At 71.4% G+C, this 26231-nt stretch carries 23 protein-coding genes; 7 read left to right on the top strand and 16 right to left on the bottom strand.

Going from position 1 to position 26231, the window contains the following annotated elements; all coding sequences use genetic code 11:
- The first annotated feature begins 69 nt into the window (after window positions 1-69).
- Entirely contained in the window at window positions 70-1797 is a 1728-nt protein-coding gene (locus ABD332_RS40545; RefSeq protein ID WP_425552372.1) for a serine/threonine protein kinase, read from the top strand.
- Between the two features lie 143 nt (window positions 1798-1940).
- Here ABD332_RS40545 and ABD332_RS40540 read toward each other — a convergent pair whose 3' ends face one another.
- From ABD332_RS40540 to ABD332_RS40490, 11 genes are all read right to left on the bottom strand, one after another.
- Entirely contained in the window at window positions 1941-4490 is a 2550-nt protein-coding gene (locus tag ABD332_RS40540) for an ATP-binding protein (RefSeq protein WP_344508884.1), read from the bottom strand.
- A 400-nt stretch (window positions 4491-4890) separates the two neighbouring features.
- Complete coding sequence (locus ABD332_RS40535) at window positions 4891-5619, bottom strand: GntR family transcriptional regulator (RefSeq protein WP_344508882.1); 729 nt, start codon at window positions 5617-5619, stop codon at window positions 4891-4893.
- Window positions 5620-5663: 44 nt separating this feature from the next.
- Window positions 5664-6866, bottom strand: a complete 1203-nt coding sequence (locus tag ABD332_RS40530; protein WP_344508880.1) for a dipeptidase — start codon at window positions 6864-6866, stop codon at window positions 5664-5666.
- A 12-nt stretch (window positions 6867-6878) separates the two neighbouring features.
- Window positions 6879-7871, bottom strand: a complete 993-nt coding sequence (locus ABD332_RS40525) for an ABC transporter ATP-binding protein (protein ID WP_344508878.1) — start codon at window positions 7869-7871, stop codon at window positions 6879-6881.
- Window positions 7855-8841, bottom strand: coding sequence for an ABC transporter ATP-binding protein (locus tag ABD332_RS40520; RefSeq protein WP_344508876.1), 987 nt, complete (start codon window positions 8839-8841; stop codon window positions 7855-7857). Before ABD332_RS40520 ends, ABD332_RS40525 begins: the two co-directional genes overlap by 17 nt.
- The gene (locus ABD332_RS40515) at window positions 8841-9692 is read right to left on the bottom strand and encodes an alpha/beta fold hydrolase (RefSeq protein ID WP_344508875.1); all 852 of its coding nucleotides are present in this window, start codon (window positions 9690-9692) and stop codon (window positions 8841-8843) included. The genes ABD332_RS40520 and ABD332_RS40515 overlap by 1 nt, the downstream gene beginning before the upstream one ends.
- Complete coding sequence (locus tag ABD332_RS40510) at window positions 9689-10867, bottom strand: M24 family metallopeptidase (RefSeq protein ID WP_344508873.1); 1179 nt, start codon at window positions 10865-10867, stop codon at window positions 9689-9691. The genes ABD332_RS40515 and ABD332_RS40510 overlap by 4 nt, the downstream gene beginning before the upstream one ends.
- A 3-nt stretch (window positions 10868-10870) precedes the next feature.
- Window positions 10871-11746: an ABC transporter permease gene (locus tag ABD332_RS40505; protein WP_344508871.1), complete on the bottom strand. Its 876-nt coding sequence runs from the start codon at window positions 11744-11746 to the stop codon at window positions 10871-10873.
- Window positions 11743-12696, bottom strand: a complete 954-nt coding sequence (locus ABD332_RS40500; protein ID WP_344508870.1) for an ABC transporter permease — start codon at window positions 12694-12696, stop codon at window positions 11743-11745. The genes ABD332_RS40505 and ABD332_RS40500 overlap by 4 nt, the downstream gene beginning before the upstream one ends.
- 37 nt (window positions 12697-12733) lie before the next feature.
- On the bottom strand, window positions 12734-14350 hold the full coding sequence (locus ABD332_RS40495; protein ID WP_344508868.1) for an ABC transporter substrate-binding protein: 1617 nt from the start codon (window positions 14348-14350) through the stop codon (window positions 12734-12736).
- Window positions 14347-15549 carry a dipeptidase gene (locus tag ABD332_RS40490; RefSeq protein ID WP_344508866.1) on the bottom strand — a complete coding sequence of 401 codons (1203 nt, stop codon included), beginning with the start codon at window positions 15547-15549 and terminating at the stop codon, window positions 14347-14349. Before ABD332_RS40490 ends, ABD332_RS40495 begins: the two co-directional genes overlap by 4 nt.
- 258 nt (window positions 15550-15807) lie before the next feature.
- Between ABD332_RS40490 and ABD332_RS40485 the strand changes: the two genes are divergently transcribed.
- The 3 genes from ABD332_RS40485 (at window position 15808) to ABD332_RS40475 (ending at window position 19650) form a co-directional block, all read left to right on the top strand.
- Window positions 15808-17769, top strand: coding sequence for an ATP-binding protein (locus ABD332_RS40485; RefSeq protein WP_344508865.1), 1962 nt, complete (start codon window positions 15808-15810; stop codon window positions 17767-17769).
- 83 nt (window positions 17770-17852) lie between these two features.
- Complete coding sequence (locus tag ABD332_RS40480; RefSeq protein ID WP_344508863.1) at window positions 17853-18509, top strand: peroxiredoxin; 657 nt, start codon at window positions 17853-17855, stop codon at window positions 18507-18509.
- Between the two features lie 4 nt (window positions 18510-18513).
- The gene (locus tag ABD332_RS40475; RefSeq protein ID WP_344508862.1) at window positions 18514-19650 is read left to right on the top strand and encodes an NAD(P)/FAD-dependent oxidoreductase; all 1137 of its coding nucleotides are present in this window, start codon (window positions 18514-18516) and stop codon (window positions 19648-19650) included.
- Window positions 19651-20323: 673 nt separating this feature from the next.
- Here the strand turns inward: ABD332_RS40475 and ABD332_RS40470 are convergent.
- Window positions 20324-20674 (bottom strand): SMI1/KNR4 family protein, encoded by a 351-nt coding sequence (locus tag ABD332_RS40470; RefSeq protein WP_344508953.1) that lies wholly within the window; start codon window positions 20672-20674, stop codon window positions 20324-20326.
- Between ABD332_RS40470 and ABD332_RS40465 the strand changes: the two genes are divergently transcribed.
- Both ABD332_RS40465 and ABD332_RS40460 read left to right on the top strand, forming a co-directional pair.
- The gene (locus ABD332_RS40465) at window positions 20555-21055 is read left to right on the top strand and encodes an RNA polymerase sigma factor (RefSeq protein ID WP_344508860.1); all 501 of its coding nucleotides are present in this window, start codon (window positions 20555-20557) and stop codon (window positions 21053-21055) included. The genes ABD332_RS40470 and ABD332_RS40465 overlap by 120 nt on opposite strands.
- Before the next feature lie 16 nt (window positions 21056-21071).
- On the top strand, window positions 21072-21812 hold the full coding sequence (locus tag ABD332_RS40460) for a hypothetical protein (RefSeq protein ID WP_344508858.1): 741 nt from the start codon (window positions 21072-21074) through the stop codon (window positions 21810-21812).
- Window positions 21813-21987: 175 nt separating this feature from the next.
- Here ABD332_RS40460 and ABD332_RS40455 read toward each other — a convergent pair whose 3' ends face one another.
- Window positions 21988-22203, bottom strand: coding sequence for a hypothetical protein (locus tag ABD332_RS40455; RefSeq protein ID WP_344508856.1), 216 nt, complete (start codon window positions 22201-22203; stop codon window positions 21988-21990).
- A 21-nt stretch (window positions 22204-22224) separates the two neighbouring features.
- Here ABD332_RS40455 and ABD332_RS40450 point away from each other — a divergent pair, with 21 nt between their 5' ends.
- Complete coding sequence (locus ABD332_RS40450; RefSeq protein WP_344508854.1) at window positions 22225-22497, top strand: hypothetical protein; 273 nt, start codon at window positions 22225-22227, stop codon at window positions 22495-22497.
- 62 nt (window positions 22498-22559) lie between these two features.
- Here the strand turns inward: ABD332_RS40450 and ABD332_RS40445 are convergent, their stop codons facing one another.
- Genes ABD332_RS40445 through ABD332_RS40435 form a run of 3 tightly spaced genes read right to left on the bottom strand, consistent with a single transcriptional unit; the run spans window position 22560 to window position 26220 of the window.
- Window positions 22560-24692: a xanthine dehydrogenase family protein molybdopterin-binding subunit gene (locus ABD332_RS40445; RefSeq protein WP_344508852.1), complete on the bottom strand. Its 2133-nt coding sequence runs from the start codon at window positions 24690-24692 to the stop codon at window positions 22560-22562.
- A complete protein-coding gene (locus ABD332_RS40440) occupies window positions 24689-25684 on the bottom strand; it encodes an FAD binding domain-containing protein (protein WP_344508850.1) in 996 nt (331 codons plus the stop codon). Before ABD332_RS40440 ends, ABD332_RS40445 begins: the two co-directional genes overlap by 4 nt.
- Window positions 25681-26220 (bottom strand): (2Fe-2S)-binding protein, encoded by a 540-nt coding sequence (locus tag ABD332_RS40435; protein ID WP_425552371.1) that lies wholly within the window; start codon window positions 26218-26220, stop codon window positions 25681-25683. The genes ABD332_RS40440 and ABD332_RS40435 overlap by 4 nt, the downstream gene beginning before the upstream one ends.
- Between the last annotated feature and the right edge of the window lie 11 nt (window positions 26221-26231).

Raw genomic sequence — 26231 nt, 5'->3', positions numbered from 1 at the left:
CCGCTCCGTCCGGGCGATCCCCGGCAACTGGGCAGGTACGCGGTGATCGGCCGCCTCGGCGAGGGCGGCATGGGCACCGTATACCTCGCCCAGGCACCCGACGGCCTCCTGGTCGCGATCAAGGTGGTCCGTACCGACCTCGCCGACGACGAGGAGTTCCGCCGCAGGTTCCGCAGCGAGGTCGACCGCGCCCGGCAGGTGCCGCCGTTCTGCACCGCCGAGGTCCTCGACGCCGACCCCGACCACGAGATGCCGTACTTCGTCGTCGAGTACGTCGACGGGCCGAGCCTCGCCACCGTCGTACGGGACAAGGGCCCGCTGTCCCAGTCGAACCTGCACGGACTCGCGATCGGGGTCGCGACCGCGCTCACCGCGATCCACGGCGCGGGCGTCATCCACCGCGACCTCAAGCCCAACAACGTGCTGCTCGCCGCCGGCAGCCCGAAGGTCATCGACTTCGGTATCGCGCACTCGGTCCAGGGCACCAGCGGGCACACCCGCACCGACCAGATCGTCGGCACCATCTCCTACATGGCGCCGGAGCGGTTCGGGTCGGCGGGGGCCGGCAGCGCGCCCGTCACCCCGGCGGCGGACATCTTCTCGTGGGGCGCCGTCATCGCGTACGCGGGCACGGGCCGGACCCCGTTCGGCTCGGACGCCGCACCGGTGGTCGCCGCGCGCATCCTCACCTCGCCGCCCGACCTCACCGGGCTGTCCGGGATGCTGCGCGGGCTGGTCGAGCAGGCCCTGGCCAAGGACCCGGCCGATCGGCCGACGGCCCGCGAGCTGCTGGAGCAGCTGCTCGGCCCGGGACCGGCACGCTCACCCGACCTGGCAGCGGCGCTGGCCCGCCAGCCGGACCTGCTCGTCGCCGCCGAGGAGGCCCAGGCAACCGGCCGGACCGCCGCCGTCGTCCTCGGCGCGAACGAAACCACGCGGATCGCGCCGCCGCCCGGTCCGCAGAAGGCCGACGTTGCGATTTCGGCGTCGCCGGTACCGGCAACGTCGGCGCCTGCGATATCGGCACCTGCGACATCGGCGCTTTTGACGTCGGCGCCGCCGAACCGGGGCCGCCGGTGGGGCCGGGCCGCGCTCGTCGTGGTCGCGGTCGCCGCGCTGGTCACGTCGCTCACCATCGTCGGCATCGCGTCCGGGGCGATCGACCTGCCCAGCAGTTCCGCCGGCCGGTCGCCGGCACCGAGCACGGTGGCCCAGACCGCGTCTCCCACCGCCGACCCCCTCGGCCCGGTGGTCATCGCCGACCCGCTCAGCGTCGAGAAACTGTGGCACCCCAAGGACGACAAGCCCAACAACGCCTCCTGCACCTTCGCGGGCGCGCTCATCGTCACCCGGAGCACCGGCGGCTCCTACCGCTGCCTCGGCCCCCAGGACGTCATCGCCGACTTCACCGCCACCGTCGACGTGAAGCTCCGCGACGAGGGCAGCTGCGCCGCGGTCTGGTTCCGCTTCGACGGCTCCGGCTACGCGCTGCGCATCTGCGCCGACGCGTACTCGCTGGTGGCCCACGGCGCCACGGGCGCGGCCGCGATCAAGGAGCTCGGCCGGTTTCCGCTCACCACCCCGATCGCCTACGGCAAGGCGACCACGGTCGGCATCGCCGCCGCCGGGACGAACCTCACCTTCACCCGGGACGGCCAGCCCGTCGGCGGCCTGACCGACAACATGTTCAACAAGGGCCGCGTCGTCCTCGGCATCTTCCAGGAGTCAAAGCCCGAAACCCCGCCGCCGTACTCCGTGCTGTTCTCCAACATCGAGATCCGCAAGCCGGCCGGCTGACCCTGCACGACGTGGCCTTCGGGTCCCGGCCGGTGTGCATGCCAGGTTGTGATCCTCATGGGACGGACCGAGTGCCGAGGTTCCGTTGGCCGGTGACTACGCCCTCGAGCCGCTGGCGATCAACCTGAGCAGAAGAGGGTCCGTCAATCGTGTTGGTCGTGGCCGGTGTCAGGTGACGCGTCGAGGGCGATGAGGCGGGCACCTACGTCGTCGGCATCCGGGGAGCCGAGGCGGGTGTGCAGGGCCAGAGCGTGTTCATAGTGGTGCCGGGCGCGGACGAGGTCGCCGAGCATGTGGTGGGCGCGGCCGGCACCGGTGTGGGCGCGGGCCTGCTGATCGGGGATGACGCTGGTGCTCAGGGCGGTGGTGTGGTGGGTCAGCGCCTCGGCAGGGCGGCCGGCGGCGAGGGCGGCTTCGCCCAGGCCGTTGAGCGCTCGGATTTCGCCGCCGCGCTCACCTGACTCCCGGAAGAGGGTGAGGGCCCGCCTGTGGAGCGCGATGGCCTGGTCAGGCCGGCCGAGGTGGGTCTGGACACTGCCGAGGCCGAACAGCGCCCAGGCTTCCCCGCGCGGGTAGCCGGCCTGCCGGTACAGGACCAGCGCCTGCTCCTGGCGGTCGGCGGCTTCCTGGTAGCGGCCCAACCCCATCTCGGCGAGGCCGAGGTTGTGCAGCGCCATGGCTTCGCCGATGGTGTCAGAGGTCTGTCGGTGCAGGGCCAGTGCCTGCTCGAGGTGGTCGGCAGCGGCCCGATGGCGGCCCAGGTGGTCCTCTGCAACACCGAGGTTGTGCAACGCTATGGCTTCCCCGCGCGGGTAGCCGGCCTGCCGGTACAGGACCAGCGCCTGCTCCTGGCGGTCGGCGGCGGCCTGGTAGAAGCCTCGATGGTCCTCGACGACGCCGAGGTTCGTCAGCACGCGGGCCTGGCCGACCAGGTCGCCGGCCTGCTGGAACAGCACTGACGCCTGGACGAGATGCTCCGTGGCCAGCTCCAGCCGGCCGAGGCGGATGTTTATGCCGCCGAGGCCGAGCTGGGTGTGGGCCTGCCCGGCCAGATCACCGGTCTGCCGGGCGGCGTCGCGGGCGTGTGTGTGGATGGTGAGCGCGTCGATGTAGTGACCGCTCTCGAGGTAGCGGTACAGGGTCATCGACAACTGCACGGCGTGGGCGGGCCAGCCGTGGGTGGCAGTGTGCACGGCAGCAGCCACCAGGCAGGGCCGTTCGGTGTCCAGCCACCGCCGGGCGGTGCCGGGGCCGGCCAGGTCCGGGGTCGGGGTGGTGGCCGGCGCGGCGGTGCCGGGCCGGCTGTGGGCATCGACGAGGCGCAACTGTTGCGTGGCGGCCGCGGCGGTGACCAGGTAGTAGTCGAACAGTCGGGTCGACGCCGAGCGGCGGTCGGCGGCGGCGTCGTGCGCGGCGGTGAGGGTGGTGGCGTAGGCGCGGAGCAGGTCGTGCATGCCGTACCTGGCCGGGCCGGTGGGGTGCACGAGGTGGGCCCGGGCGAGCCGGTCGAGGGCGAGACGGGCCTGCGACAGGCTGGTGTCGGTGAGCGCAGCGGTGGCGTAGGCATCGATGTCGGGGCCGGGGTGCAGCCCCAGCAGCCGGAAGGTGCGGGCGGCGTCGGCCGGTAGGTGGCGCATCGACCAGGAGAACACTGCCGTGACGGCGGCGCGGGAGTCGCCGTCGGCGTCGAGCAGGTCCAGGCGGTGCTGCTGGTCGGCCAGTTCCATGACCAGTTCGGCCAGGGGGGTGGTGGGGCGGGCGACGGCGAGTTCGGCGGCGATCCGTAGCGCCAACGGGAGATGGGCGCATTGGGTGGCGAGGGTGGCGGCGGCGTCGGGGTCGGCGTCGACGCGGTGGCCGATGAGCCGGCGCAGCAGCGTGATCGCGTCGGCCGGGGGGAGCAGGTCGAGGTCGAGGCGGTGGGCGCCGTTGACGGCGACGAGTCCGGCGAGGCTGTCGCGGCTGGTCACCAGGACCATGCAGGAACCGGTTCCGGGTAGCAGGGGCCGGACCTGGTCGACGGTGGCGGCGTTGTCGAGCGCGATGAGCATGCGTCGGCCGGTGAGCTCGGTGCGGTAGCGGGCGGCGCGTTCGTCGAGGTCGGCGGGGATGTCGGTGCCGGGCACCCCGAGGGCGGTGAGGAACTGGGCCAGCACCTCTGCGGGGGTGGCGGGCTGGTCGGGGTCATAGCCGCGCAGGTTGACGTACAGCTGCCCGTCGGGGAACCGGTCGAGGGTCTGGTGTGCCCAGTGCACCGCGAGGGCGGTCTTGCCCACGCCTGCCGTGCCGGCGATCGCGGAGATCACCACCGCGGCCGGCCGGTCATGGTCGTCGAGCAGCTCGGTGAGCTGTCGCAGCTGGCCGGTACGGCCGACGAAGCCGGCCACGTCGGCGGGCAGTTGCGCCGGAACGGGTCGTCCATGCGCCGGGGGAGTGCCGGCGGCGCTCGTCGGAGCCTTGTCTGCGGGCAGCTGGTCGGTGCCGTCGAGCGCGGACCGGCAGAACCGGTCCCGTTCGTCGCCGGCCAGCTCGAAGGCGTCAGCCAGCAGTCGCACCGTTGCAGGCCGGGCGCGACCGGTCTGGCCGGCTTCGAGGTTACGGATGGCGCGCACGCTCACGCCCGTTGTGGCTGCCAGGTCTTCCTGCGTCATACCCAGCCGCCGGCGGTGGGCCCGTACCTGCGCGCTGAACATCCGATCCTTTCCGTACAGGCCCCGGCACCGGCTGGGCCAGGACCGGCGCATCGGCCCCGACCGGTGCGTGCCCATGATGCCAACGGGCGAAGTTGCCGGTCAACTGCCGCCCATTGACCTGGCGGTCACCACCGCGTCCGGCGATCGTAAGGGACGTCCGGCGAAGGTGCCGGTGCCAGGTATCGGCACTTCGCCAAGGAAGACGCGCGCCAGGGTGATGGGCCGGCAAACGGGGGCGGCCCATCACCCTGGGGGAGGCGACGCCGGTTCGACCGGCGCATCCGGTCACGCCACCACCGTCGCCGGGCGGTTCTGTGCGGCGGGGGCGAGGTCGTCCAGGTGCACGCCACTGCGATTCACGCGGGCCGAACGACGCCCAGCCGCCCAGAACCGCCGGCGGTCAGCCGGCGCGGGTGATCCGCAGCGTCAGGATGTCGGTGCGCACCGTGATGTGGCCGTGGAAGAGGGCCAGCTCTTCGGCCGTGTAGCCGATCTGGGTGGCGCTCACCAGCGGGTGCCCGAGCGGCACTCCGAGGCGGTCGACGGCCTCCTCGTCGGCCAGGACCGCGGCGAAGTCGATCTCGGCGCGGCGGACCGGCATGCCGGTGGCGCCGGCCAGGAACTCGAACATGTCGTGGTCGATGCTGAGCAGGCCCGACGGGTCGAGGTCCCGGCCGCCGACGGCGAGCGGGAGGTGGTCGCGGATCCAGGCCGCAGCCACCCCGTCGACGGCGAAGAGGCGGTCGACGCGCCACACCGGGTCACCGGGCGCCAGGCCGAGGACCTTGGCGCAGTCGTCCGGGCAGGCGGTGCGGCTCACCGACGCGTCCTGGAGGGCCGGGCTGTGGCCCGAGGCGGTGATGCGGTCGCGCAGCGCGGTGACGTCGCTGATCGAGACCGGGACCCGCTCGGCCGGCTCCCGGACGAACGTGCCGACACCCCAGGTGCGGGTCAGGAGGCCCTCGGCGGCGAGCTGGCCGAGCACCTCGCGCACGGTGGCGCGGCTGACCGTCAACCGGTCCGCGAGCTCCCGTTCGTTGGGTAGCCTGTCACCGCTCAGGAACTCGCTGCCGATCAACTCGCGCAGCTGCATCTGCGCGGCCTGGAGCGCGGTTTCGCGCCGAGCCATTCAGTCCCACCTCTCCGCCGTCCAGAGTGTAATAGCGCCAGCCGCTACCAGACCTGTTCGAGCACGCGCAGGGTGTTGCCCCCGATGACCTTGGCGATCTCGTCGTCCGAATAGTCGTGTTTGACCAGCCAGCCGACGATGTTGCCGAACGCCTCGCCCGGGTTCTCCAGGCCGGCGACGTACTCCACCCGGGGGTGCGACGGCTTCTTCCCGCTGTCGTGGGCGTAGTTGCCCGCGTACGTGTTGTGCACCCCGACGTGGTCACCGAACATCGTGTCCGGGCCGAACGTGACATGGTCGATGCCGACCAGGTCGACGCAGTACGTGAAGTGGTCCATCACCGACTCGATCGAGTGCTCCAGGTGCTGCTCCGACAGCGTGGTGTGCGGCGCCGCCTCGATGCCGATGACGCCGCCCCGCTCGGCGCACGCGCGGATCACCTCGTCCGGCTTCATCCGCGCGGTGTCCCACACCGACCGTGCGCCGGCGTGGGTGATGAACACCGGCACCCGGCTGGCCTCGATCACGTCCAGGCAGGTCTGGTCGCCGCTGTGCGAGATGTCGATGGCGATGCCGAGCTTGTTCATCCGGTCGACGGCGCGCCGGCCGAAGTGGGTCAGCCCGCCGTCGCGCGGCTCGGAGAGCCCGCCGCCGAGCATGTTCGCCTGGCTGTACGCGACACCGAGCTGCCGGACGCCGAAGCCGTACAGGATGTCGATGCGGTCCAGCTCGTTCTCGATCGGGGTGCAGCACTCCAGCCCGGCGACCAGGGCGAGCCGGCCGTCGCGCTTGGCGGCCCGGATGTCGTCGACCGACGTGGCCAGCCGTACGTGGTCCTGCTTGTACAGGTCGCTCATCCGCATCCCGAGCGCGTAGATCAGGTCGTTCCACTTCCAGCCGTTCTCGCTGGTCACGCAGGAAGCGCCGGCCATGAAGTTGTCGAAGACCGCGGTCAGGCCGGAGCGCGCGAGCCCCTCGTACCCGGTCCGCTGGCGCGCGGTGCGGTTGTAGGCGCGCAGCTGCCGCACGTCGGACGGGAGGACCACGGGGTGCTCGTGCAGCGAGATCGCGACGTGCTCGGCGAGGAGCCGGGTCACCCGCTGCCGCTGCGCGTCGGAGAGCCCGAGGTCGTGTTCGGGCACCCGGCCGACCTCCGAGGCCAGGTCGAATTCCCGGTAGTCGAGGTGCGGCTCAAGGTACGAGTAGGACTTGTGGCCCTGGTACCGGGTCGCGGGTTTTTGCAGCACAGCACATTCTCCTTATGCGGCGGACAGCGGATAGTGGCAGGCGACCGATCGCCCGTCGCCGGTCAGCAGCGGCTCGACGTGGGCGCAGGTTTCCGAGGCCTGCCAGCAGCGGGTCCGGAACCGGCAGCCGGACGGCGGGTCGACGGGGCTCGGCGGGTCGCCGGCGAGCAGGATCCGCTGCCGTTCGGCCCGGCCCACGGGATCCGGCACGGGGACCGCCGACAACAGCGCCTTGGTGTAGGGGTGCTGCGGCGCGTCGTACAACGGCGCCTCGGGTCCGGTCTCGACCAGCTTGCCGAGGTACATCACCGCCACCCGGTCCGAGATGTGCCGGACCACCGACAGGTCGTGGGCGATGAAGACGTACGCCACGCCGAGCTCGCGCTGCAGCCGCTCCAGCAGGTTGACCACCTGGGCCTGGACCGAAACGTCGAGCGCGGAGACCGGCTCGTCGCAGATGATGACGTCAGGCCGCAGGGCGAGCGCCCGGGCGATGCCGATCCGCTGCCGCTGACCGCCGGAGAACTGGTGCGGGTAGCGGTCCAGGTGCAGCGACGGGTCGAGACCGACCAGGTCGAGCAACTCCTTGACCCGGTCCAGCCGACGCCGGCGGTCCACCACGTCCGGGTGGATCTCGAACGGCTGGAGCAGGATGTCGCGCACGGTGCGCCGCGGGTTCAGCGAGGTGTACGGGTCCTGGAGCACGATCTGGATCCGCCGGCGCAGCTCCCGCAGCCGGCGGCCCCGCGCGGTGTGCACGACGGCGTCGCCGAAGCGCACCTCGCCGGACGTCGGGCGTTCCAGCCCGACCAGCATCCGGGCGAGCGTGCTCTTGCCGCAGCCGGACTCGCCGACGACCCCGAGGGTCTCGCCGCGCCGGAGGTCGAAGGACACCCCGTCGACGGCCCTGACCACCCCGCCGGACGTGAAGGGCAGCCGGCCCTTCACCGGGAAGTGCCGGACCAGGTTGTCGACCCGGAGCACCGGGTCATCGGTGGCTGACATGCAGCAGCTCCTCCCGGTGGTGGCAGGCGCTGGCCCGGCCGTGCGGCAACGGCGACAGCGGCGGCAGCGTGGAACGGCAGGTGTCGTCGGCACGCGGGCAGCGCGGGTGGAACGGGCAACCGGCCGGCAGCCGCGCCGGGTTCGGCGGGGCACCGGGGATCGCGTACAGCTCCTCGTCGCGCCGGTCGACCCGGGGCATCGAGGCGAGCAGCCCTTCGGTGTACGGGTGGGCCGGGCCGCCGAAGACCTGCTCCACGGTGGCCCGCTCGACGAGCCGGCCGGCGTACATCACCGCCACGTCGTCGGCGACCTCGGCGACCACGCCCAGGTCGTGCGTGATGAGCAGCAGGGCCATCCCGCTGTCCCGCTGGATCTCGGCGATCAGCCCCATCACCTGGGCCTGCACCGTGACGTCGAGCGCGGTCGTCGGCTCATCGGCGATCAGCACCGCCGGTTCGAGCGCGATGGCCAGCGCGATCATGATGCGCTGCCGCATCCCGCCGGAGAACTGGTGCGGGTAGTCGCGCACCCGGTCCCTGGCGGCCGGGATGCGCACCCGGTCGACCAGCTCGACCGCGCGCCGCCGGGCGTCCGACCGCGACAGTCCACGCCGGACCCGCAGCAGCTCGCTGAGCTGCTCACCGACCGTGTAGACCGGGTTCAGCGCGGCCATGGCGTCCTGGAAGACCATGCCGATCTCCTCGCCGCTGACCTTGTCGCGCTGCTTCGCCGGCAGCGTCAGCAGCTCCCGGCCGCGCAGCCGCACCGATCCGCTGACCTGCGCCGGGGGCGCGTCGAGAATGCCCATGACCGCTTGCGCGGTGACGCTCTTGCCCGAGCCGGACTCGCCGAGGATGGCCAGCGTCCGCCCGGGCTCCAGAGCGAGGGACACGCCGTTGACCGCCCGTACCGGCGCGCTGCCCGGCGCAGGGAAGCTGACCCGCAGGTCCTCGACCTCCAGCAGCGCCATCACACGACTCCGGCCTCGGCCAGGAAGTCCCGGACGGTCCGCTGGAACAGCTCCGGCTCCTCGAGCTGGGGGGAGTGGCCGGACTGCTCGAACACGACCAGCCGGGCGTCGGGGATCAGCTCCGCGATCGTCTCCGACGCGGCCACCGGCGTGCGCCAGTCGTGCCGGCCCACGGTGACCAGGGTCGGGCAGGTGACCGACGGGAGCTTCGGCTTCAGGTCGTACCGCGGCATGTTCTGCCCGAACGCCGCGTTGTGCGTCCGGTAGTGGAACCGGGTCGCGGCCAGCTTGGCGGCGTCCTTCGCCGGGTCGTGCTGGTGGTCGTAGAGCGGCAGGATCGCCTTCCAGTACTCGCGCAGCTGCTCGTTGCTCTCGAACCGGCCGGTGCCGATGCGGTCGATCGCCCACTGTGGAATGACGGTCCGGTCGGTGGACTTCGCCCGCTCGACGGCGAGGTGGTCGTGCGCGGTGTCGGCCGCGGTGTCCCGCAGTACGAGCGCCGAGACCCGGTCGGGGTGGGCGACGGCGTACTCCAGCGCGATGAACCCGCCGTACGATCCGCCGGCCATGACGATCCGCTCGTGGCCGAAGTACGCGCGGATCGCGTCCACGTCGGCGACCCACTGCGCGTGGGTGAACGGCTCGTGGTCGCTGGACTCGCCGGAGCCGCGGGCGTCGAAGACGATGACCCGGAACGTGTCGGCGAACGGGCCGAACGACCGCTTCGGCTCGGACCGGGAGCCCAGGCCCGGCGCGCCGTGGTGCACGATCATCGCCGGCCCGTCCTGCGGGCCGAACGCCTCGACCACCAGCTCGGCGCCGTTGACGGTCAGCCGCTCATGGAAACTCATCGGACCTCCTCGATGACGGTGGACGCCAGGTCGCGGGGGTGGCTGGTGAGCCGGCGCGGTCCGGCCGCCTCGACCAGCACCGTGTCGGAGATGCGGTAGCCGGCGTGCCCCGGCACGTACACGCCGGGTTCGCTGGACAGCAGCATCCCGGGGGCCAGGACGGTGGTGTCGCCGTCCTCGACCCACGGCGGCTCGTGGTTCTGCAACCCGATGCCGTGGCCCTGCCGGTGCCGGATGTAGTCGCCGAGACCGTGGCCCCGCAGCACGTCCAGGCAGATCTTGTTGACCTCGGCGCAGGTCCGCCCGGCCACCATCGCCTGGGTGCCGACCTCCTGCGCCTCCCGGTCGGCCTCGTAGTAGCGCTGCTGCTCCGGGGTCGGCTCGCCGATCACGAACGTCCGCTCGCTCTCCACGAACCGGCTCGCCACCGCCGCGCCGAGCGAGAGGATCAGGGTGTCGCCGGGCCGGACCCGCCGCCGCGTCGGCAGGCCGTGCGGCAGCGCCGAGTTCGGCCCGGCGTAGACCAGCCCACCGGCGAGCTTGGTGGTGTAGACGACCATGTCGTAGTCGGCGTACATCCGGTCCGTGCCGTAGCCGATGACGTGCCGGGCGATCTCGTCCTCGCGGGGCAGTTCGTCGCCCCGGCGCAGCGCGTCGGCGATCAGCTCCCGGCCCGCGGCCAGCATCTCGTCGCAGATGCGCGCCGCCGCCTCGTGGAACGGGATCTCCTCGGGCCGCTTGCGCAGCCGCAGCCTGGCCACCGCGTCGGTGGTCTCCAGGGTGGTGGTCTCGCCGAGGGCCGTCGACAGCGCGCGGAACGCCCCGACCGACACGCCGGCGCCCACCCCGATCCGGCGCGCCCCGCGGCCGGCCAGCGCCGCGGCGAGCGTCTGCTCGGCGGTGACCACGCCGGGGTACTCGAAGTAGCTGACCGTCTCGACCGTGACCCGCTGCTGGGCGGCGTACTCGTCGTCCAGACGGGGGATCACCAGCAGCGGGTCGCCGGAGCGCGGCATCCACAGGTACACCGGCCGCTCGGTGGCGATGTAGAAGAAACCGCAGAGGTACGCCACGTCGGCGGGGGAGGTGGCGAGGAAGCCGTCGAGGCCGCGTTCGCCGAGCGCCTCGGTCAGCTCGGCGCGGACGGACGAGTAGAAACTGTCGGGCAGGCGCACGGGTCAGCCTCCGTTCCGGCGGGGGTCGCGGATGTCGTTGAAGCGCATGCCGGCCACGGTGGCGGCAAGGACGAGCAGCAGGATCGCCAGCGACGGGAACAGCGTCTGCCACCAGGCGATGGCGACCACGCCGCTGCGCTGGGCGTTGAGCAGGATCCGCCCCCACGACCACGAGTCGGGGTCACCGAGGCCGAGGAAGCTCAGCCCCGCCTCGGAGATGACCGCGCGGGACGCGGTCAGCAGCACGCTCACCACGATCAGCGGGACCACCGCGGGCAGGATCTCGCGGGTGACGATCCGCCAGCCGCTCGCGCCGAGCACCCGCGCGCCGTCGATGTAGGGCATCGCCGAGACGACCAGGCCTTGCGAGCGGATCAGCCGGGCCACCTCGGGCCAGGCGAAGACGCCGATGATCACGGTGAGCGTCCAGACGCTCGGGTTGACGATCGCGGCCAGCATGATCATCAGGGGGAGGGTCGGCAGCGCCAGCATCACGTCGGTGACGACCGTGCCGACGGCGTCGACCGGCCGGAAATGCGCCGAGGCGAGTCCGATCGCGGTGCCGAGCACGATCGCGATGAGTGAGGCGGCCACACCGATCATCAGGCTGGTCCGGGTGCCCCAGACCACCTGGGCGAAGATGTCCTGGCCGAGGTCGTCGGTGCCGAACCAGTGCGCGCCCGAGGGTCCGACGAGCACGTCATTGCCCGTGCCGACGGGCTCGTCGGCGATCAGCGGGGCGGCGAGCGCGACCACGACCATCACCGCCAGCACCGTCGCCGCGAGCAGCCCGGAGGGCTGACGCAGGAAGGCGCGCCAGGCCGGCTTGGCGCTGGGGGCCGCTTCCGCCGCCGGCTCCGGCATGAGCGGCGCGCTCACAGCCGGATCCTCGGGTTGAGCACGGCGTAGAGCAGGTCGGTGAGCGTGTTGGCAACCACGACGGTGATCGCGAGCATGATGAACGCTCCTTGCAGGACGGGGTAGTCGCGTTGCCCGACGGCCTCGAAGATGAGCCGGCCGACCCCGGGGTAGGCGAACACGGTCTCGGTGAGCACGGCGCCGCCGACCAGCGTGCCGAGCTGGAGGCCCATCAGGGTCAGCGCGGGCAGGATCGCGTTGCGCAGGGCGTGCTTCCACAGCCGGCGGCGGCCGGAGAGGCCGCGGGCGCGGGCGGCGCGGATGTAGTCCTCGCCGAGGACGTCGACCAGGTTGGTGCGCAGCGTCAGCGCGTACGGGCCGAGTTGCACGAGGACCAGTGAGAGCACCGGCAGCACCAGGTGGTGCGCCAGGCTGAGATAGGCGGCGGCGCCCCGGCTGTCGGGGTCGATCGCCCCGCCGATCGGGAACCAGCCGAGCCGGGCGCCGACGAAGACCAGCAGCAGCATGGCCACGCTGGGCACGAAGAGCGCGTGCCCGCCGATGCCGAAGCCCTGCAGCACCTTGTCCGGCCAGCGGTCGCGATGGGCCGCCGCGAACACGCCGATCGGGATGCCGATGGCGATGGTCAGCACGAACGCCGTGCCGGCCAGCAGCAGTGTCCACGGCAGCCGGTCGAGCAGGATCTCGCTCACCGGCTGGATCTGCCGGAACGATATCCCGAAGTTGCCGTGCAGCAGCTCGCGAAGATACGCGACGTACTGCTCGAACAGCGGCTGGTCCAGGCCGTAGGTCTTGAGCAGGGCGGCCCGCATCTCAGGGGTCATGTCGCCCTCGACCATCAGGGTCGTGGGGTCCCCCGGGAGCAACCGGAGCAGGAAAAACGTCGCGGTGATCGCTATCCAGATCGTCAGTACGGCCTTCAGCGCCCGGTTGAGCACGAAGCGTGCCACGGGGGACCCCCTCCTTTCTTACGCTGGCGTCAGCCGGTCAGCCGACCGGCTTGACCTGGGCGAGCGAGTACGCGGTGACCATGCCGAGCAGGTCGGAGGGCGACGCGACGAAGCCCTGGAACTTGCTGGCGTTGTAGGCGAACTGGAAGTTCTCCACGTACAGCGGGGTCAGGTACGCCTGGTCGTGCACGACCTTGTCGATGTTCTTGATCTTCTCGACGAAGGTGGCGTGGTCGGTCGTGCCGGCGGCGTCGTTGATCAGCCGGTCCATCTCGTCCGACTTGAGCAGGTTGTAGTTGATCCCACCCGGGTTGCTGGACAGGTACGTGCTGCGCAGCTGGTCCATCGGGTTGTCGAAGACGCCCCACTGCGACGCGTCGATGTCGTACTTGCCTTCCTTGGTGCGGCTCAGGAAGGTGTTGCGCTCAACGCACTCGTTCTTCAACTTGATGCCGGCCTGCTCGGCGCTCTCCCGGAACAGCTGCACCACCCGGGTCATGTTGGCGTTCGACTGGTCGCAGGCGACGCCGAGCTCCAGCCCGTCGAAGAAGCCGTCGCCGTTGCCGTCCTTGTAGCCCGCCGCGGTGAGCTTGGCCTTCGCCCCCGCCGGGTCGAACGCGTACGGCTGGAGCTGGGTGTTGTCGTACTCGGCGAAGATCGGCGAGATGGGGCCGGCCATCTGCTGCGCGTCGCCCTGCAGCACCGAGGCGATGATGGCCTTGGTGTCGACCGCCATCGACAGCGCCTGCCGGACCTCCTGCTTGGCCAGGTCCTTGTTGTTCATGTTGTACGTCAGGTGGGCGAAGCCGAGCGCGCCGACCTTGGCCAGCTTGATCTTCGAGTCGCCCTGGAAGGTCTTCGCCGCGGACGTCGGCACCGGGGTGCCCATCAGGTCGATGTCGCCGTTGCGCAGCGCCAGCATCATCGTGTTGACGTCCGGGTAGATGCGGTACTCGACCTTGCTGACGGCCGCCTTGCCACCGGGCGCGAGCGGGTACTTGTCGTTACGCTTCATCACGTACCGCTGGCTCTTGGTGGCGCTCTCCAGCACGAACGGCCCGGCGCCGACCCAGTTGGAGTCGTTGGGGAACTTCGACAGGTCGCCGGCGGACTCGAAGACGTGCTTGGGCACGACCGACATCCAGAAGCCGACACCCTCGGCGAACGGCGCGTACGCCTGCGAGAGGTGGAACTTCACCGTCGTCGCGTCCGGCGCCTCGACCGAGGTGACCCAGGTGAGCTTGGCGGCGACGTTGCCGAGCTTGTACTTCATGATCGACTCGGCGCTGAACTTGACGTCATCGGCGACCACCGGCTTGCCGTCGGTCCACACGAAGTCGTCGCGCAGCTTGAACACCGCGGTCTTGCCGCCGTCCTCGTAGCTGTAGTCCTTCGCCAGCTCCGGCGCCTTCTTCGCGTTCTCGTCGATCCGCAGCAGGTGCGGGTACATCGCGTTGAGAATCCAGGAGTCGGTCTTGCTCAGCGACTGCAGCGGGTTGAAGTTGGAGACGTCGGTCGTGGTGCCGATCCGCAGCACCGCGTCGCCGCCGCCGCTGCCCTTCGACGAGTCGTTGTCCTCGTTGAGCCCGCAGCCGGACAGGGTCAGGGCGACCGCCGCGCCGAGCGCGACGGCGGCCTTGCTCAGGTTCCTCACCAAACCTCCTGAAGTACGCGAATGATGTTGCCGCCGATGACCTTGGCGATCTCGTCATCGGAGTAGTCGTGCTGGACCAGCCAGCCGACGATGTTGCTGAAGCACTCGGCCGGGTTCTCGAGCCCGGAGACGTACGGCACGCGCGGGTGGTCGACCGCGCCGTGCGCCCGGCCGATCGCCAGGTGCCCGACAAAGCTGTCGTGCAGGCCGACGTGGTCGCCGAAGTTGGTGTCCGGTCCGAACGCCACGTGGTCGATGCCGACCAGCTCGACGCAGTGGGTGAAGTGGTCCATCACCGACTCGATCGAGTGGTGCGGGTGCTTCGCGGACAGGGTGGTGTGCGGGGCGGCCTCGATGCCGATCACGCCGCCGCGCTCGGCGCAGGCGCGGATCACGTCGTCCGGCTTCATCCGGGGCGTGTCCCAGACCGTGCGCGAGCCGGCGTGGGTGATGAAGACCGGCACCCGGCTGGCCTCGATCACGTCGCGGGACGTCTGGTCGCCGGAGTGCGAGATGTCGATGGCGATGCCGAGCTTGTTCATCCGGTCGACGGCGCGGCGGCCGAAGTGGGTGAGGCCGCCGTCGCGGTCCTCGGAGAGCCCACTGCCGAGCATGTTGGCCTGGCTGTAGGCGATGCCCATCTGGCGCACGCCGAAGCCGTACAGGATGTCGATCCGGTCCAGTTCGTTCTCGATCATCGTGGCCGCCTCCAGCCCCGCCACCAGGGCGAGCCGGCCGTCGCGCTTGGCCGCGAAGATCTCGTCGAGGGTGGTCGCCACCACCACGTAGTCCTGCTTGGCGACATCGGCGAAGCGCAGCCCGATGTCATAGATGACGTCGTCCCACTTCCAGGCGTGCTCGCTGGTGACACAGCCGGTGCCGTTCATGAAGTTGTCGAAGACGGCGGTGAGGCCGGACCGCGCGAGCCCTTCGAATCCGAAGGCGTTGCGTCCGGTGCGGTTGTAGTCCCGCAGTTGCGTGACGTCGGCAGGAAGGATCTTGGGGTGCTCGTGCAGCGAGATCGCGGCGTGCTCGCTGAGCAGCCGGGCGACCCGTTCCCGCTGGCTGTCGGAGAGCCCGAGGTCGTGCTCGGGCACCCGGCCCAGCTGCGGGGCCAGCTCGAACACCTTGAAGTCGGTATGGGGGGCCAGGTAGTCGAACGACTTGTATCCCTCGTACCGGGCGGCGGGTTCCTGCACGCGTCCACCTCACGTTGGCATGGATTGAAGGCCTGAGGACAGAGGTCTGACCTCCGGCCACTGGCACTGTACGTGCGGCGGCACGCGCCGGGAAAGCCATCGTGACCGGACTGTTACGTGTTACAGCAGGATTTCGGCACCGCCGCCGCTGCCGTTCCGGGGCCATGACACCCGTCGTGGCGCAGTCGCAGCAATACCATCGGTCACGGGAAAGGCAGAGGTAGCCGACTGAACGGATCGGTTCGGTAGGGTGGCCGCGTGAATTTGCGCATCGACCTTTTCGGCGGTTTCCGGGTGTACGTGGAAGGTCGGGCCGTCGATCCGGGGATGTGGACCCAGCGGAAGCCCGCGGCCCTGGTCAAGATGCTTGCGCTGGCGCCGGGGCAGCGGTTGCGGCGGGAGCAGGTGACGGCGGCGCTGTGGCCGGAGTTCGAGCCGTCGGCGGCGGCCGCGAATTTGCGGAAGGTGTTGCATTCCGCCCGGCGGATTCTGCATTCCGTGGATGGCGCGGAATACATCGTTTCGGCGGGGGATCTGCTGTTTCTGCCGCCCGGTCGCCTTTCGGTCGACGTCGGCGACTACTGGTCGCTGGCGGCCGAGGCCCGGGCGAGCAGGAAGGTCGATGCGTACGCCGCCGCGATCGCCGTGTACCGGCAGGGGCTGCTGCCCGAGGATCTGTACGAGGAGTGGGCGGCGGCGCCGCGTGAGGAGCTGCACGCCGACTTCCTCGCCCTGGTCGGGGAGTACGCCGGGCTGCTGGAGGCCGGCGGTGACCTGGTCGAGGCGGCCCGCGCCGTGCAGCGGCTGGTGGCCGCCGACCAGCTCGGCGAGGCGAACCACGCGTGGCTGATGCGGCTGTACGCGTTGGCCGGGCGACGCGACGAGGCGCAGCGGCAGTACGCGCGGCTGTGCGAGGTGCTTCAGGAGGAGCTGGGGGTGGGACCGGCCGCGGAGACCCAGCGCCTCTACGAGGAGATCCGCGCCGAGCAGGTGAGCGAGCCGGCGCTGACCACCGACCTGTGGGAGCGCGTCGGCGACCTGCGGGTGCAGTCGGGGAACCCGTCCGCGGCGGTGCAGGCCTACGCGCAGGCGCTGGCCGCGGAACCGTCGGGTCGGGTGCACCGCAAGGCCGCGGGCGCGTGGCTGATGCAGCACCGGCCCGACGAGGCGGAGCCGCACCTGGCGGCCGCGGACGGGTTCGGTCCCGGCCCGGCCGAGCAGGGCCGCCTGAGCTGTCTGCGCGCCCAGCTGGCGTGGGAACGCGGCGACCTCGCGGCCGCCGGCCGGCACGCGGAGGAGGCGCACACGGCGGCGCTGGCGCACGGCGACGAGGACGACGTGGCCGCGGCGTTGGAGGCGCTGGCGTTCGTCTCGCACCTGCGTGGCGACTGGCGTCCCGGCCTGCAGCATCAGATCGAGCGGCTGACCGGTTCGGCGCTCGGCCAGCGGGTGGCCCGGTTCTGCGACTTCAACCACTGCCTCAGCCAGTACCAGCTGTACGGTGACGACTCGACCCGCGACGTGGACGAGTACGCCCGGGAGACGCTGGCGCTCGCCGAACGCCTGGACGCCGTGCCCGCCCAGGCGTTCGCCTGGTGCCTGCTCGGCGAGTCGCTGCTGCTGCGGGCGCGGTGGGACGAGGCCGCCGCCTGTCTGGAGCGCAGCTGCGACCTGTACGAGCCGCTCGGCAGCCGCACGGTCGCGCTGCCCTGGCTGCGCCGAGCCGAGCTGGCGGCGTGCGTCGGGGAGCACGCCGAGGCGACCGTGTTCCTCAAGCGGGCGACGACGATTGCGACCGTGACCCCGATGGCCCGGCACGCGTGGGCGCGGCTGCACGCCACGGCCGCGTTCGCGGCGGTGGAGCGCGGCGAGCCCGAGGCGGCGGTTCGCTCGGTGCGTTCGGCGCGGTCCGCGGCGGCCAGGTACGGCGAGTGCCCGACCTGCAGCGCGCTGCTGAACCCGGTCGGCGCGCAGGCCCACGTCCAGGCGGGCGCGCCGGAGGGAGCGGCGGAGCTGGCCGCGGCGGCCGCCCGGTTCGCGGGTGCGTTCGCCAGTTCCGGCTGGGCCGCGATGGCCGACCTGGCGGCGTCCTACGCGGCGGTCGCGGCCGGCGACCCGGCCCTGGCCCGGGACCGGCGGCAGGCCGCGGTGGCCGGCTTCACCCGGGCCGATCACCCGTTCTGGGTCGATCGCACCCGCGCTGAGCAGGCCTTCCAATAAGGTAACGCCCAGGGAACGCCGCCTTCCTACTGTTCTCCTCAACGCCCGGCCACGCCGGCCGGGCGAGGATGAAGGAGCACGAGATGAGCTTGACGATCGGTGACATCGCCCCCGACTTCGTGGCGGCGACCACGGACGGCCCGATCAGCTTCCACGAGTGGATCGGCGACTCCTGGGCGGTGCTGTTCTCGCACCCGAAGGACTTCACCCCGATCTGCACGACCGAGCTCGGCTACATGGCGAAGATCAAGCCGGAGTTCGACAAGCGCGGCGTCAAGCTGATGGCGCTGTCGGTGGACCCCGTCGACCGGCACGCCCAGTGGGCCGCCGACATCGAGGAGACGCAGGGCACGGCACCCAACTACCCGATGATCGGGGACGCGGACTTCGTCGTGTCCAAGGCGTACGGGATGCTCGGCGCCGACGTCAGCGGTGACGCGGCCGACCGGACCGCCGCCCAGAACCAGACGGTCCGCGGGGTCTTCGTGATCGGCCCGGACAAGAAGATCAAACTGATCCTGCTGTATCCGATGACCACCGGACGCAACTTCGACGAGATCCTGCGGGTCGTCGACTCGCTGCAGCTGACCGCCCGGCACGCGGTCGCCACGCCGGTGAACTGGCGACAGGGCGAGGACGTGGTGATCGCCGGCTCGGTCAGCAACGAGCGGGCCCGCGAGATCTTCGGCGTCTGGAAAGAGCCGAAGCCGTACATCCGCATCGTCGCGCAGCCGGCCTGACGTCGTGCGCGTCCTGGTGCTGGGTGCCGGCTTCGGCGGGCTGGAGCTGACCACCCGGCTGTCCGAGGCGTTGGGCGACGCCGCCGAGATCACCCTGGTCGACAAAGCCGACGGGTTCGTCTTCGGGTTCTCCAAGCTCGACGTCATGTTCGGCCGCACCACCGCGGCGGCGGTGCGGCACCCGTACGCGGACCTGGTCAAGCCGGGTGTCCGCGTCGTACGGGCCGAGATCCGGTCCATCGACCCGGCGGGGCGGCGGGTCGAGACCGACGAGGGCACGTACGAGGCGGACGTCCTGGTGGTCGCGCTCGGCGCCGACCTGGACCCGGGCGCGACCCCGGGCCTGGTCGAGGCCGGGCACGAGTTCTACACGGTCGACGGCGCGTTCGCGCTGCGCGAGGTCCTCGAACGGTTCGACGGCGGCCGGGTGCTCGTGGGAGTCACGTCGACCCCGTTCAAGTGTCCGCCGGCGCCGAGCGAGACCGCGCTCATGCTGCACGACCTGCTGTCCGCTCGCGGCATCCGGGACCGCTCGCGGGTCGACCTCGTGATGCCGCTGGGCGCGCCGATCCCGCCGTCGCCGGCCGCCTCCGCGGCGCTGCTGACGGCGTTCGCCGAGCGGGGCATCGGCTGGCACCCGAACCGGCTGGTGCGCGGGCTCGACCCGCGGCGCAAGGTGGCGCTGCTCGCCGACGGCGACGAGCTGCCGTTCGACCTGTTCCTCGGGGTGCCCGTGCACCGGGCGCCACAGGTGGTGCTGGACTCCGGGATGTGCGTCGACGGCTGGATCCCGGTCGACTCGCTGACCCTGCGCACGCAGTATGAGGGTGTCTACGCGGTCGGCGACGTGACCAGCGTCGGCACGCCCAAGGCCGGGGTGTTCGCCGAGGGACAGGCGGCGGTCGTCGCCGAGCAGATCATCGCGGCGCACCGCGGCGACGGTGCCGCGGCGACCTACGACGGCACCGGCATCTGCTTCGTCGAGTTCGGCGAGGAGCGCATCGGCCGCGTCCAGGTGACGTTCCGCCGGGGCGAGACGCCGTTCGGCACCTTCGACGACGCCTCCGACGTCTACCGGGCGGACAAGACCGAGTTCGGGTCGAGCCGTGTCCGGCGGTGGTTCGGCCGCGCCTGGAGCTGAACCGCGCCGGCCGGTCCCACGCACCGGCGGCCTGCAGGCCGACGCGCACGACGAAACCGGAGTCGACGGGTTCGGCCCGGATGTCGCCGCCGTGCGTGGTGATGACGGCGGCGATGGACAGGCCGAGACCGGCACCGCTGCCGACGCAGCTTCGGTCTTGGTAGCCGGTGGAGGAGGGCGGCGAGGAACGCCCGGTGGGGCGGGGTGAGGCGGGGCTAGTCGATCTGGCGCTGCAGGATGGCGAGCTGGTGGCGCAGCGTCAGGATCTCGACGTTCCTGTCCGAATCGGTCATTGGTACGAGCCGTATGGATGGGGTTTATCGGCACCCACGCCGGCGCTTGGCCGCTTCGAATCTGCTGGACCCCGGCCGGGTACGGGATTGCGGAGGTGGCTGAGCGTCTCGGCCACGATCCGGCGACGTTGATGCGCTACTACGCTCGGGTCAACGCCGACCGCCACCAGAGCGCCGACGACCTCGCGGGACTCATCGCGCCGGACTTCACTCCGATCGCCGAGGTGCTGAGCGCGGCATGAACGACAACGCCAGTTCCGGGCAATGGCCGGGCTCCGGCGGCGAGGTGATTCGTGGACCCTTTACTCGGCCAGCGAAGCCTTCGGCGGGCTGATCCGCCGCAGGTATGCGTCGACACTCTCGCCCGGCAGCAGCGAGTCCTACTCCCACTCCACCCCACCGTCGACCATCTGGTAGCTGTTGTCCAGCCACGGTGCTCCACCCAGCAGCGCGGACCGGAGCTCGCTGTAGAGCTCCTCAAGACCTGTCCATGACCCCATCGCATCCGCACCGGTCTCGGGCTCCCAGAGAAAGGTTCGACCGGTGTCCACGTCTGGGGTGTGGTCGACGACCAGGTAGCCGCCGCACCGGCCGGCAGCGAGCGGCACCCAGTGCACGTCCCATGCCTCCGGGTTGGATCCGCGAGCGGTTGCCGTCAGGCGACTGGCGTCACCCGCGACACGGGCCGCGTCGGTGAGCCAGTAGGCCGGCGCCAGCTGGAAGCCGCCCATCTGGCCGACGCACTGCTCGCCGCTTCGGCCAGGTGGGGGCGCATCTCCGGGATGCGGCAACCGGTGGCGTACGTGCGGCGCATCGTCCTCAGCACGTTCTTGTCGGACGCCCGCAAACGGCAACGGCGGCGCACCGAGGTGACTGCCGACCCGGCTGTGCTGGACCGGACCGACACGGACACATACCGCGCCGTCGAGGACCGCGAGGAGGTCCAGCGGCTCCTCGCCGGGCTGACGGCCCGGCAACGGGCCGCAGTCGTGCTGCGCTACCTGTACGACCAGACGGACGACGAGATCGCCGCAGTGCTCGGCTGTTCCACCGCCACCGTCCGCTCGCACCTGTCGCACGCACGGTCGGCGCTGCGGCTGACGGCAACTTAGGAGAAGAAGGCCTGACATGGAAGAATCTCAGCTGCGGGAGGCACTCGCGCAGCATGACCCCGACCCGGACACGGTTCTCGGGCTACTGGGCGCGCGGCGCCGGACCCGCAGCCGGCGGCGCATCACCGTCGCGGCAGCCGTGATCGTGGGCGTTCTGCTGGTGCCGATCGGCTGGTTCGCCTTGCGCGAGCAACCCCGTTCGCCGGACGACACCGCGCCGATGGCCGCCGCGGAGGCGTGCGTCCCCATGTCGCTGGGCGAGCGGATGCGGCAGGTGCTCGAGCTCGGGGCGTCGATCGTCGTGGCCAGCGGTAGGTTGACGGGGCGGATCGGTCCCGACGGTCCGTTCAACAGCGAGATGACGCTGACCGCTGTGCGTACCCTCGCCGGACCGGACATCCCGGACGGCACCATGGTGTGGATCGAAACACCGCAGCTGCCGCCGCTGAAGGGCGACGCCATCGCGCGGGGCAACCCGGGGCCGCTCTGGGGGCCGGACGGCGCCCTGTTCGGGTTCGTGTTTCCGCAGGCGGCGCGGAACTCACCCCTCGGCGTGACGGTTATCCAGTCGCCTGTCGTGGACCACCAGGTGATCTTCGGCATCTCCGGCGGTTGCTGGGACGTCCGGCCGGCCGGCGGCACACCATTCCACGGCCCGTTGACGGAGATCCCCGGTAGCGGCACTTACGAACGCGCCGCTGAGGCCGGCTTCACCGCCCTACCCCTGACCGCCGTGGAGCAGCTCCTACCCCGGTGATGCACGACGTATTGAGGGTCGTTGCGGGAGGCAGAGGTGACGGCAGCAGCTGCGGCCCGCCGTGGCGGCGCTGCAGGGCGCTGCTGCCTGTTCCCGGCGCGCATTCGCGGTCCTGGCGGGCGCCAGTAGGGCTCCGCGGTCCCGGCGTGACGCCGCGCCTGGCGGGGGCGGCGTGTCACTGGACGTTCGGCATGGAAGGCAACGCGTGCTGTTCTGGCGGTGTGTGGACGGGACCACGCGTGCTGTCGCCGGTCGCCGCTGCGGCCAGCACCGCGAGGATCGTGCCGCCGGCCAGCACCGCCAGCAGCGGCGGCAGTGCGCCGACCGGTGGCTGCCAAGCGCCCGTGAACGGGTCGAGGCGCGCGGCCGGGCCGGACCGGAAACGCGTCATCACGAACGCCAGCAGGTACGCGTGCGGTTCAACAAGGTCATCGAGGGCGCAGGCAAGGCGATCACCATCGACAGCGGTGGCATCGACCTGGCCGACTGGGCGTACGCCATGCGCGGCGTGAGCGGCGACGACGTGGTCACCATCAAGTCGAACGAGGGCACGTTCAACCAGTCGCCCGGCAACGGCACCGCCGAAGAGCTCGACCAGACCACCATCAACCTGCTCACCGCCGTCCGCACCGACCGGGTCAAGGGCTTCCTCGCCGCCCACCCCAAACTGGTCGCCGTCGGCTGACCGGCCGGGCGAGAACGACGCGGCGCCCCGCCTGGCGATGGGCGTCGATGAATGGCCAGGCCTTACGCAACACGGAGTTCGCCGGCGATGTCGACCGTGGTTGCCGGCTCCAGCACGCGGTCGAGGCGGATCGGGAGGATCCGCTGGCGGGTGCCTGTGGCATGCCACACGGCGTTGGCGATCGCCGCCGCGGTGCCGGCCGTGCCGATCTCGCCGAGACCGTTGAACCCCGACGGGTCCTGGGGCTCGTAGTCCGGGACGAAGTCGGCCTCGATGTCGGGTACGTCGGCGTGCGCGGCGATGTGGTAGCCGGCGAAGTCGCCGTTGGTCTGTCTGCCGGTCCGTGGGTCCCGCAGGCTCTCCTCGTGCAGGGCCATGGACAGCCCCATGATCATCCCGCCGATCACCTGGCTCCGGGCCAGCAGGGGGTTGATCACCCGGCCCACGGCGAACATGCCGAGCAGTCGGCGTACCCGCACCTCGCCGGTCGCTGTGTCGACGGCGACCTCCGTGAAGACGGCGCTGTAGGTCTGCCGCTCGCGGTCCGGCTGGAAATTGATCATCGCAGTGGTGTCCGCCGTCGCGGTCACCGGCCGTGCCGGGTCGCCCAGGTTGTCCCGGAGTTTCTTGGCGGCTTCGAGGATGGCGAAGGACCAGGACGTCGTTCCGCGGGAGCCGCCCGCGCCCCAAGCCATGCCGAGGTCGCTGTCGCCGATCCGGATCCGGATCCGGATCTTGTCCGTGCCGACCCCGAGCGCGTCGGCGGCGACCGCGGTCAGCGCGGTACGGGCACCCGTACCGATGTCGCTCGCGCCGATCGACACCGTGAACGTCTCGTCCTTCTCCGCGGTGATCGACGCCGACGACGGGAACACCCCGGCGCCGAACGAGGTCGTGGCCATGCCGCTGCCGATCAGCCACGGGCCCTCGCGCCGCGAGCGGGGACGCCGGTCGCGGGCCGTCCAGCCGAATCGGCGTGCACCCTCCCGCAGGCAGGAAACCAGGCGCCGGCTGCTGAACGACAGGCCCGACACGGGCGCGACCATGGGCTGGTTGCGCAGGCGCAGGTCCAGCGGGTCCATCTCCAGCCGCTCCGCCACCTCGTCGATCGCCGACTCCAGGGCGAACGAGCCGGGCGTCGCGCCGGGTCCGCGCATCGAGGCCGGTGGCAGGATGTCGAGGGGTACGGCGGTGAGCTGGGTGCGGATCGCCGGTGCCGCGTACAGGATTTTGGCCTGCTCGGTGCACCACTCGATATACTCGGCGAGCGGGGAGAGGGCGTACGCCGCCCGGTGGTGGATGACGAGAAGGCGGCCGTCGGCGTCGGCACCGACGCGGATCGACTGCTCCGTCGGGGGGCGGGACGCGGTCGCCTCGAAGACCTGTTCCCGGGTCACGGCGATCCGCACCGGACGTCCGAACCGTTCGGCGGCCATCGATGCGAGGATCACCGGCGGGCCGCAGGCGACCTTGCCGCCGAAACCGCCGCCGACATGCTCGGCGCGAATGTGGACCCGCTCACGGTCGATGGACCACAACGCGGCCAGGACCTCGGACACGCTGAACGCTCCCTGGTTGGAGTCCACGGCGTACACGTGCCCGTCCTCCCACCACACGGTTGCGGCATGGGGTTCCAGGGCGCTGTGGCTCTCCTCGGGGGTGCAGTACCGCTCGTCGACCACGACCGCGGCCGCCGCCAGTTCCGCGTCCATGTCGCCGGTGTCCGCCTCCGGGCCGAAGGCGGTCGACGCCGGACGGGCGGCAGGATGCTCCAGGTGGAAGTCCAAGTCGTGCGGCTCGACGTCGCAGGTCACCCGCAGCGCTGCCGCCGCCGCCCGTGCCTGCTCCGGTGTTTCCGCCACCACCAGCGCGATCGGCCGGCCCGCGTACGGGATCACGTCGTCCTGCAGCAGCTGCAGGCTCCCATCCGGGCCGAAGTAGTTGCCGGCCCGGGGATTGAGGCGGGGCGCGTTGCGGTGGTCGAGCACCCCCAGCACGCCCGGCATGGCCAGGGTGCCGGCGGCGTCGATGTCGCGGATGCGGCCCCGGGAGATGGTGGCGGTCACCATCCAGCCGTGGGCGAGGTCCGGCATCGGTACGTCCGAGGCGTACCGGGCCGCGCCGGTGACCTTGAGCCGGCCCTCGATCCGCGAGCGGGGGGCACCGACAGCGCCGGAAGTGGGGTCTGTGTTCATCGGTCGTTCTCCGTTCCAGCGAGTTCACCGAGCACGGCCCCGATGAGGTTCCGCGCCAACGTCACCTTGTATCCGTTGCCGGGCAACGGCTCCGCGGCGTCCAGCTCCGCCTCGGCGGCGATCCGGAACCGGTCGGTGGTGGGCCGGGTGTGGCGGAGGACGGCCTCCGCGGAGTGGGCGCGCCAGGGCCGTGACGCCACGCCGCCGAGAGCGATGCGGACGTCGCGCACCACGCCGTCACAGATGTCCAGCGCGGCGGCGACGGAGACCGTCGCGAAGGCGTACGACGCGCGCTCGCGGACCTTGCGGTACCGCGACCGAGGGTTCACCGCGGACCCCGGCAGGGCGACTGCGGTGATCAGCGCGCCGGGTGGCAACGCCGTCTCCAGGTCCGGACGCTCACCGACCGGCAGGTAGAACCGTGACAGGGGGATCTCGCCGGCGCCGTCGAGCGTCTCGTAGTGCACGACCGCGTCGAACGCGGCCAGCGCCACCGCCATGTCCGAGGGGTGGGTGGCCACACAATGCTCGGAGCGGCCGAGGACGGCGTGGTTGTGGTGGACCCCGGCGAGCGCGGAGCATCCGCTGCCCGGAACCCGTTTGTTGCACGGCTGGGAGAGGTCTGCGAAGTAGCCGCACCGTGTGCGTTGCAACAGGTTCCCGCCCACCGTGGCCATGTTCCGCAACTGGCCGGACGCGCCCGCCAGGATGGCCTGGGTCAGCGCCGGGAACCGGCGTCGCACCTCGGGATGCGCGGCAGCGTCGCTGTTCGTCGTGGTCGCACCGATCACCAGCCCCCCGTCCGGTGCGTCGCGGACACCGTCCAGCTGAAGCTGCCGAATATCCACCAGCCGGGTCGGCGCCTCGACGCCGCCCTTCATCAGATCGACGAGATTCGTGCCCCCGGCCAGATACCGGGCGCCGGCATTCTCCGCCACCGCTGTCAGCGCATCGCGGACCTGAGTCGCGCGCCGGTAAGCGAACTCCTTCACCCTGTCACCCCTTCACGAACGGCCGTCTCGAGCACCGCGCGGACGATCGACGGGTGCGCCCCGCAACGGCACAGGTTGCCGCTCATCCGCTCGCGTACCTCGGCCTCGTCCAGGTCCGGCGCCCGGTCCGGCGAGTCGCCGGCAGTGACGGCGCTAGGCCAGCCGGCCGCGTACTCGGCGAGCATCCCGACCGCCGAGCAGATCTGCCCGGGTGTGCAGAAGCCGCATTGAAAACCGTCCAAACGCAGGAACGCCTCCTGGATCGGCCGCAGTTCGCCCTCGCCGGCCAGCCCTTCGACGGTCGTGATCGCGGCACCGTCGGCGGCGACCGCGAGGGTCAGACAGGAGACCACCCGCCGGCCGTCGCGCAGCACCGTGCAGGCGCCGCACTGCCCGTGGTCGCAGCCCTTCTTCGGACCGGTGACGCCCAGGTCTTCCCGTAACGCATCGAGCAGCGTCCGGCGGTTGTCCACCGACAGCCGGTGCATCACATCGTTGACCCGCAGCGATATGTCGCTGCTCGTGTGATCGGTCATCGTCGTCCTCT

The organism is Dactylosporangium maewongense, from assembly GCF_039531485.1.
GTDB lineage: Bacteria > Actinomycetota > Actinomycetes > Mycobacteriales > Micromonosporaceae > Dactylosporangium > Dactylosporangium maewongense.
This window is presented reverse-complemented; position numbering and strand designations above follow the sequence as displayed.

Coding starts and splice junctions, on each gene's coding strand:
- ABD332_RS40535 (WP_344508882.1), bottom strand. CDS start 5,619: ATGGCTCGGCGCGAAACCGCGCTCCAGGCCGCGCAGATGCAGCTGCGC.
- ABD332_RS40470 (WP_344508953.1), bottom strand. CDS start 20,674: ATGGGCGGCTTCCAGCTGGCGCCGGCCTACTGGCTCACCGACGCGGCC.
- ABD332_RS40520 (WP_344508876.1), bottom strand. CDS start 8,841: ATGGCGCTGCTGGAGGTCGAGGACCTGCGGGTCAGCTTCCCTGCGCCG.
- ABD332_RS40525 (WP_344508878.1), bottom strand. CDS start 7,871: ATGTCAGCCACCGATGACCCGGTGCTCCGGGTCGACAACCTGGTCCGG.
- ABD332_RS40545 (WP_425552372.1), top strand. CDS start 70: ATGGGCACCGTATACCTCGCCCAGGCACCCGACGGCCTCCTGGTCGCG.
- ABD332_RS40460 (WP_344508858.1), top strand. CDS start 21,072: ATGGAAGAATCTCAGCTGCGGGAGGCACTCGCGCAGCATGACCCCGAC.
- ABD332_RS40515 (WP_344508875.1), bottom strand. CDS start 9,692: ATGAGTTTCCATGAGCGGCTGACCGTCAACGGCGCCGAGCTGGTGGTC.
- ABD332_RS40480 (WP_344508863.1), top strand. CDS start 17,853: ATGAGCTTGACGATCGGTGACATCGCCCCCGACTTCGTGGCGGCGACC.
- ABD332_RS40455 (WP_344508856.1), bottom strand. CDS start 22,203: ATGACGCGTTTCCGGTCCGGCCCGGCCGCGCGCCTCGACCCGTTCACG.
- ABD332_RS40435 (WP_425552371.1), bottom strand. CDS start 26,220: ATGACCGATCACACGAGCAGCGACATATCGCTGCGGGTCAACGATGTG.
- ABD332_RS40445 (WP_344508852.1), bottom strand. CDS start 24,692: ATGAACACAGACCCCACTTCCGGCGCTGTCGGTGCCCCCCGCTCGCGG.
- ABD332_RS40540 (WP_344508884.1), bottom strand. CDS start 4,490: ATGTTCAGCGCGCAGGTACGGGCCCACCGCCGGCGGCTGGGTATGACG.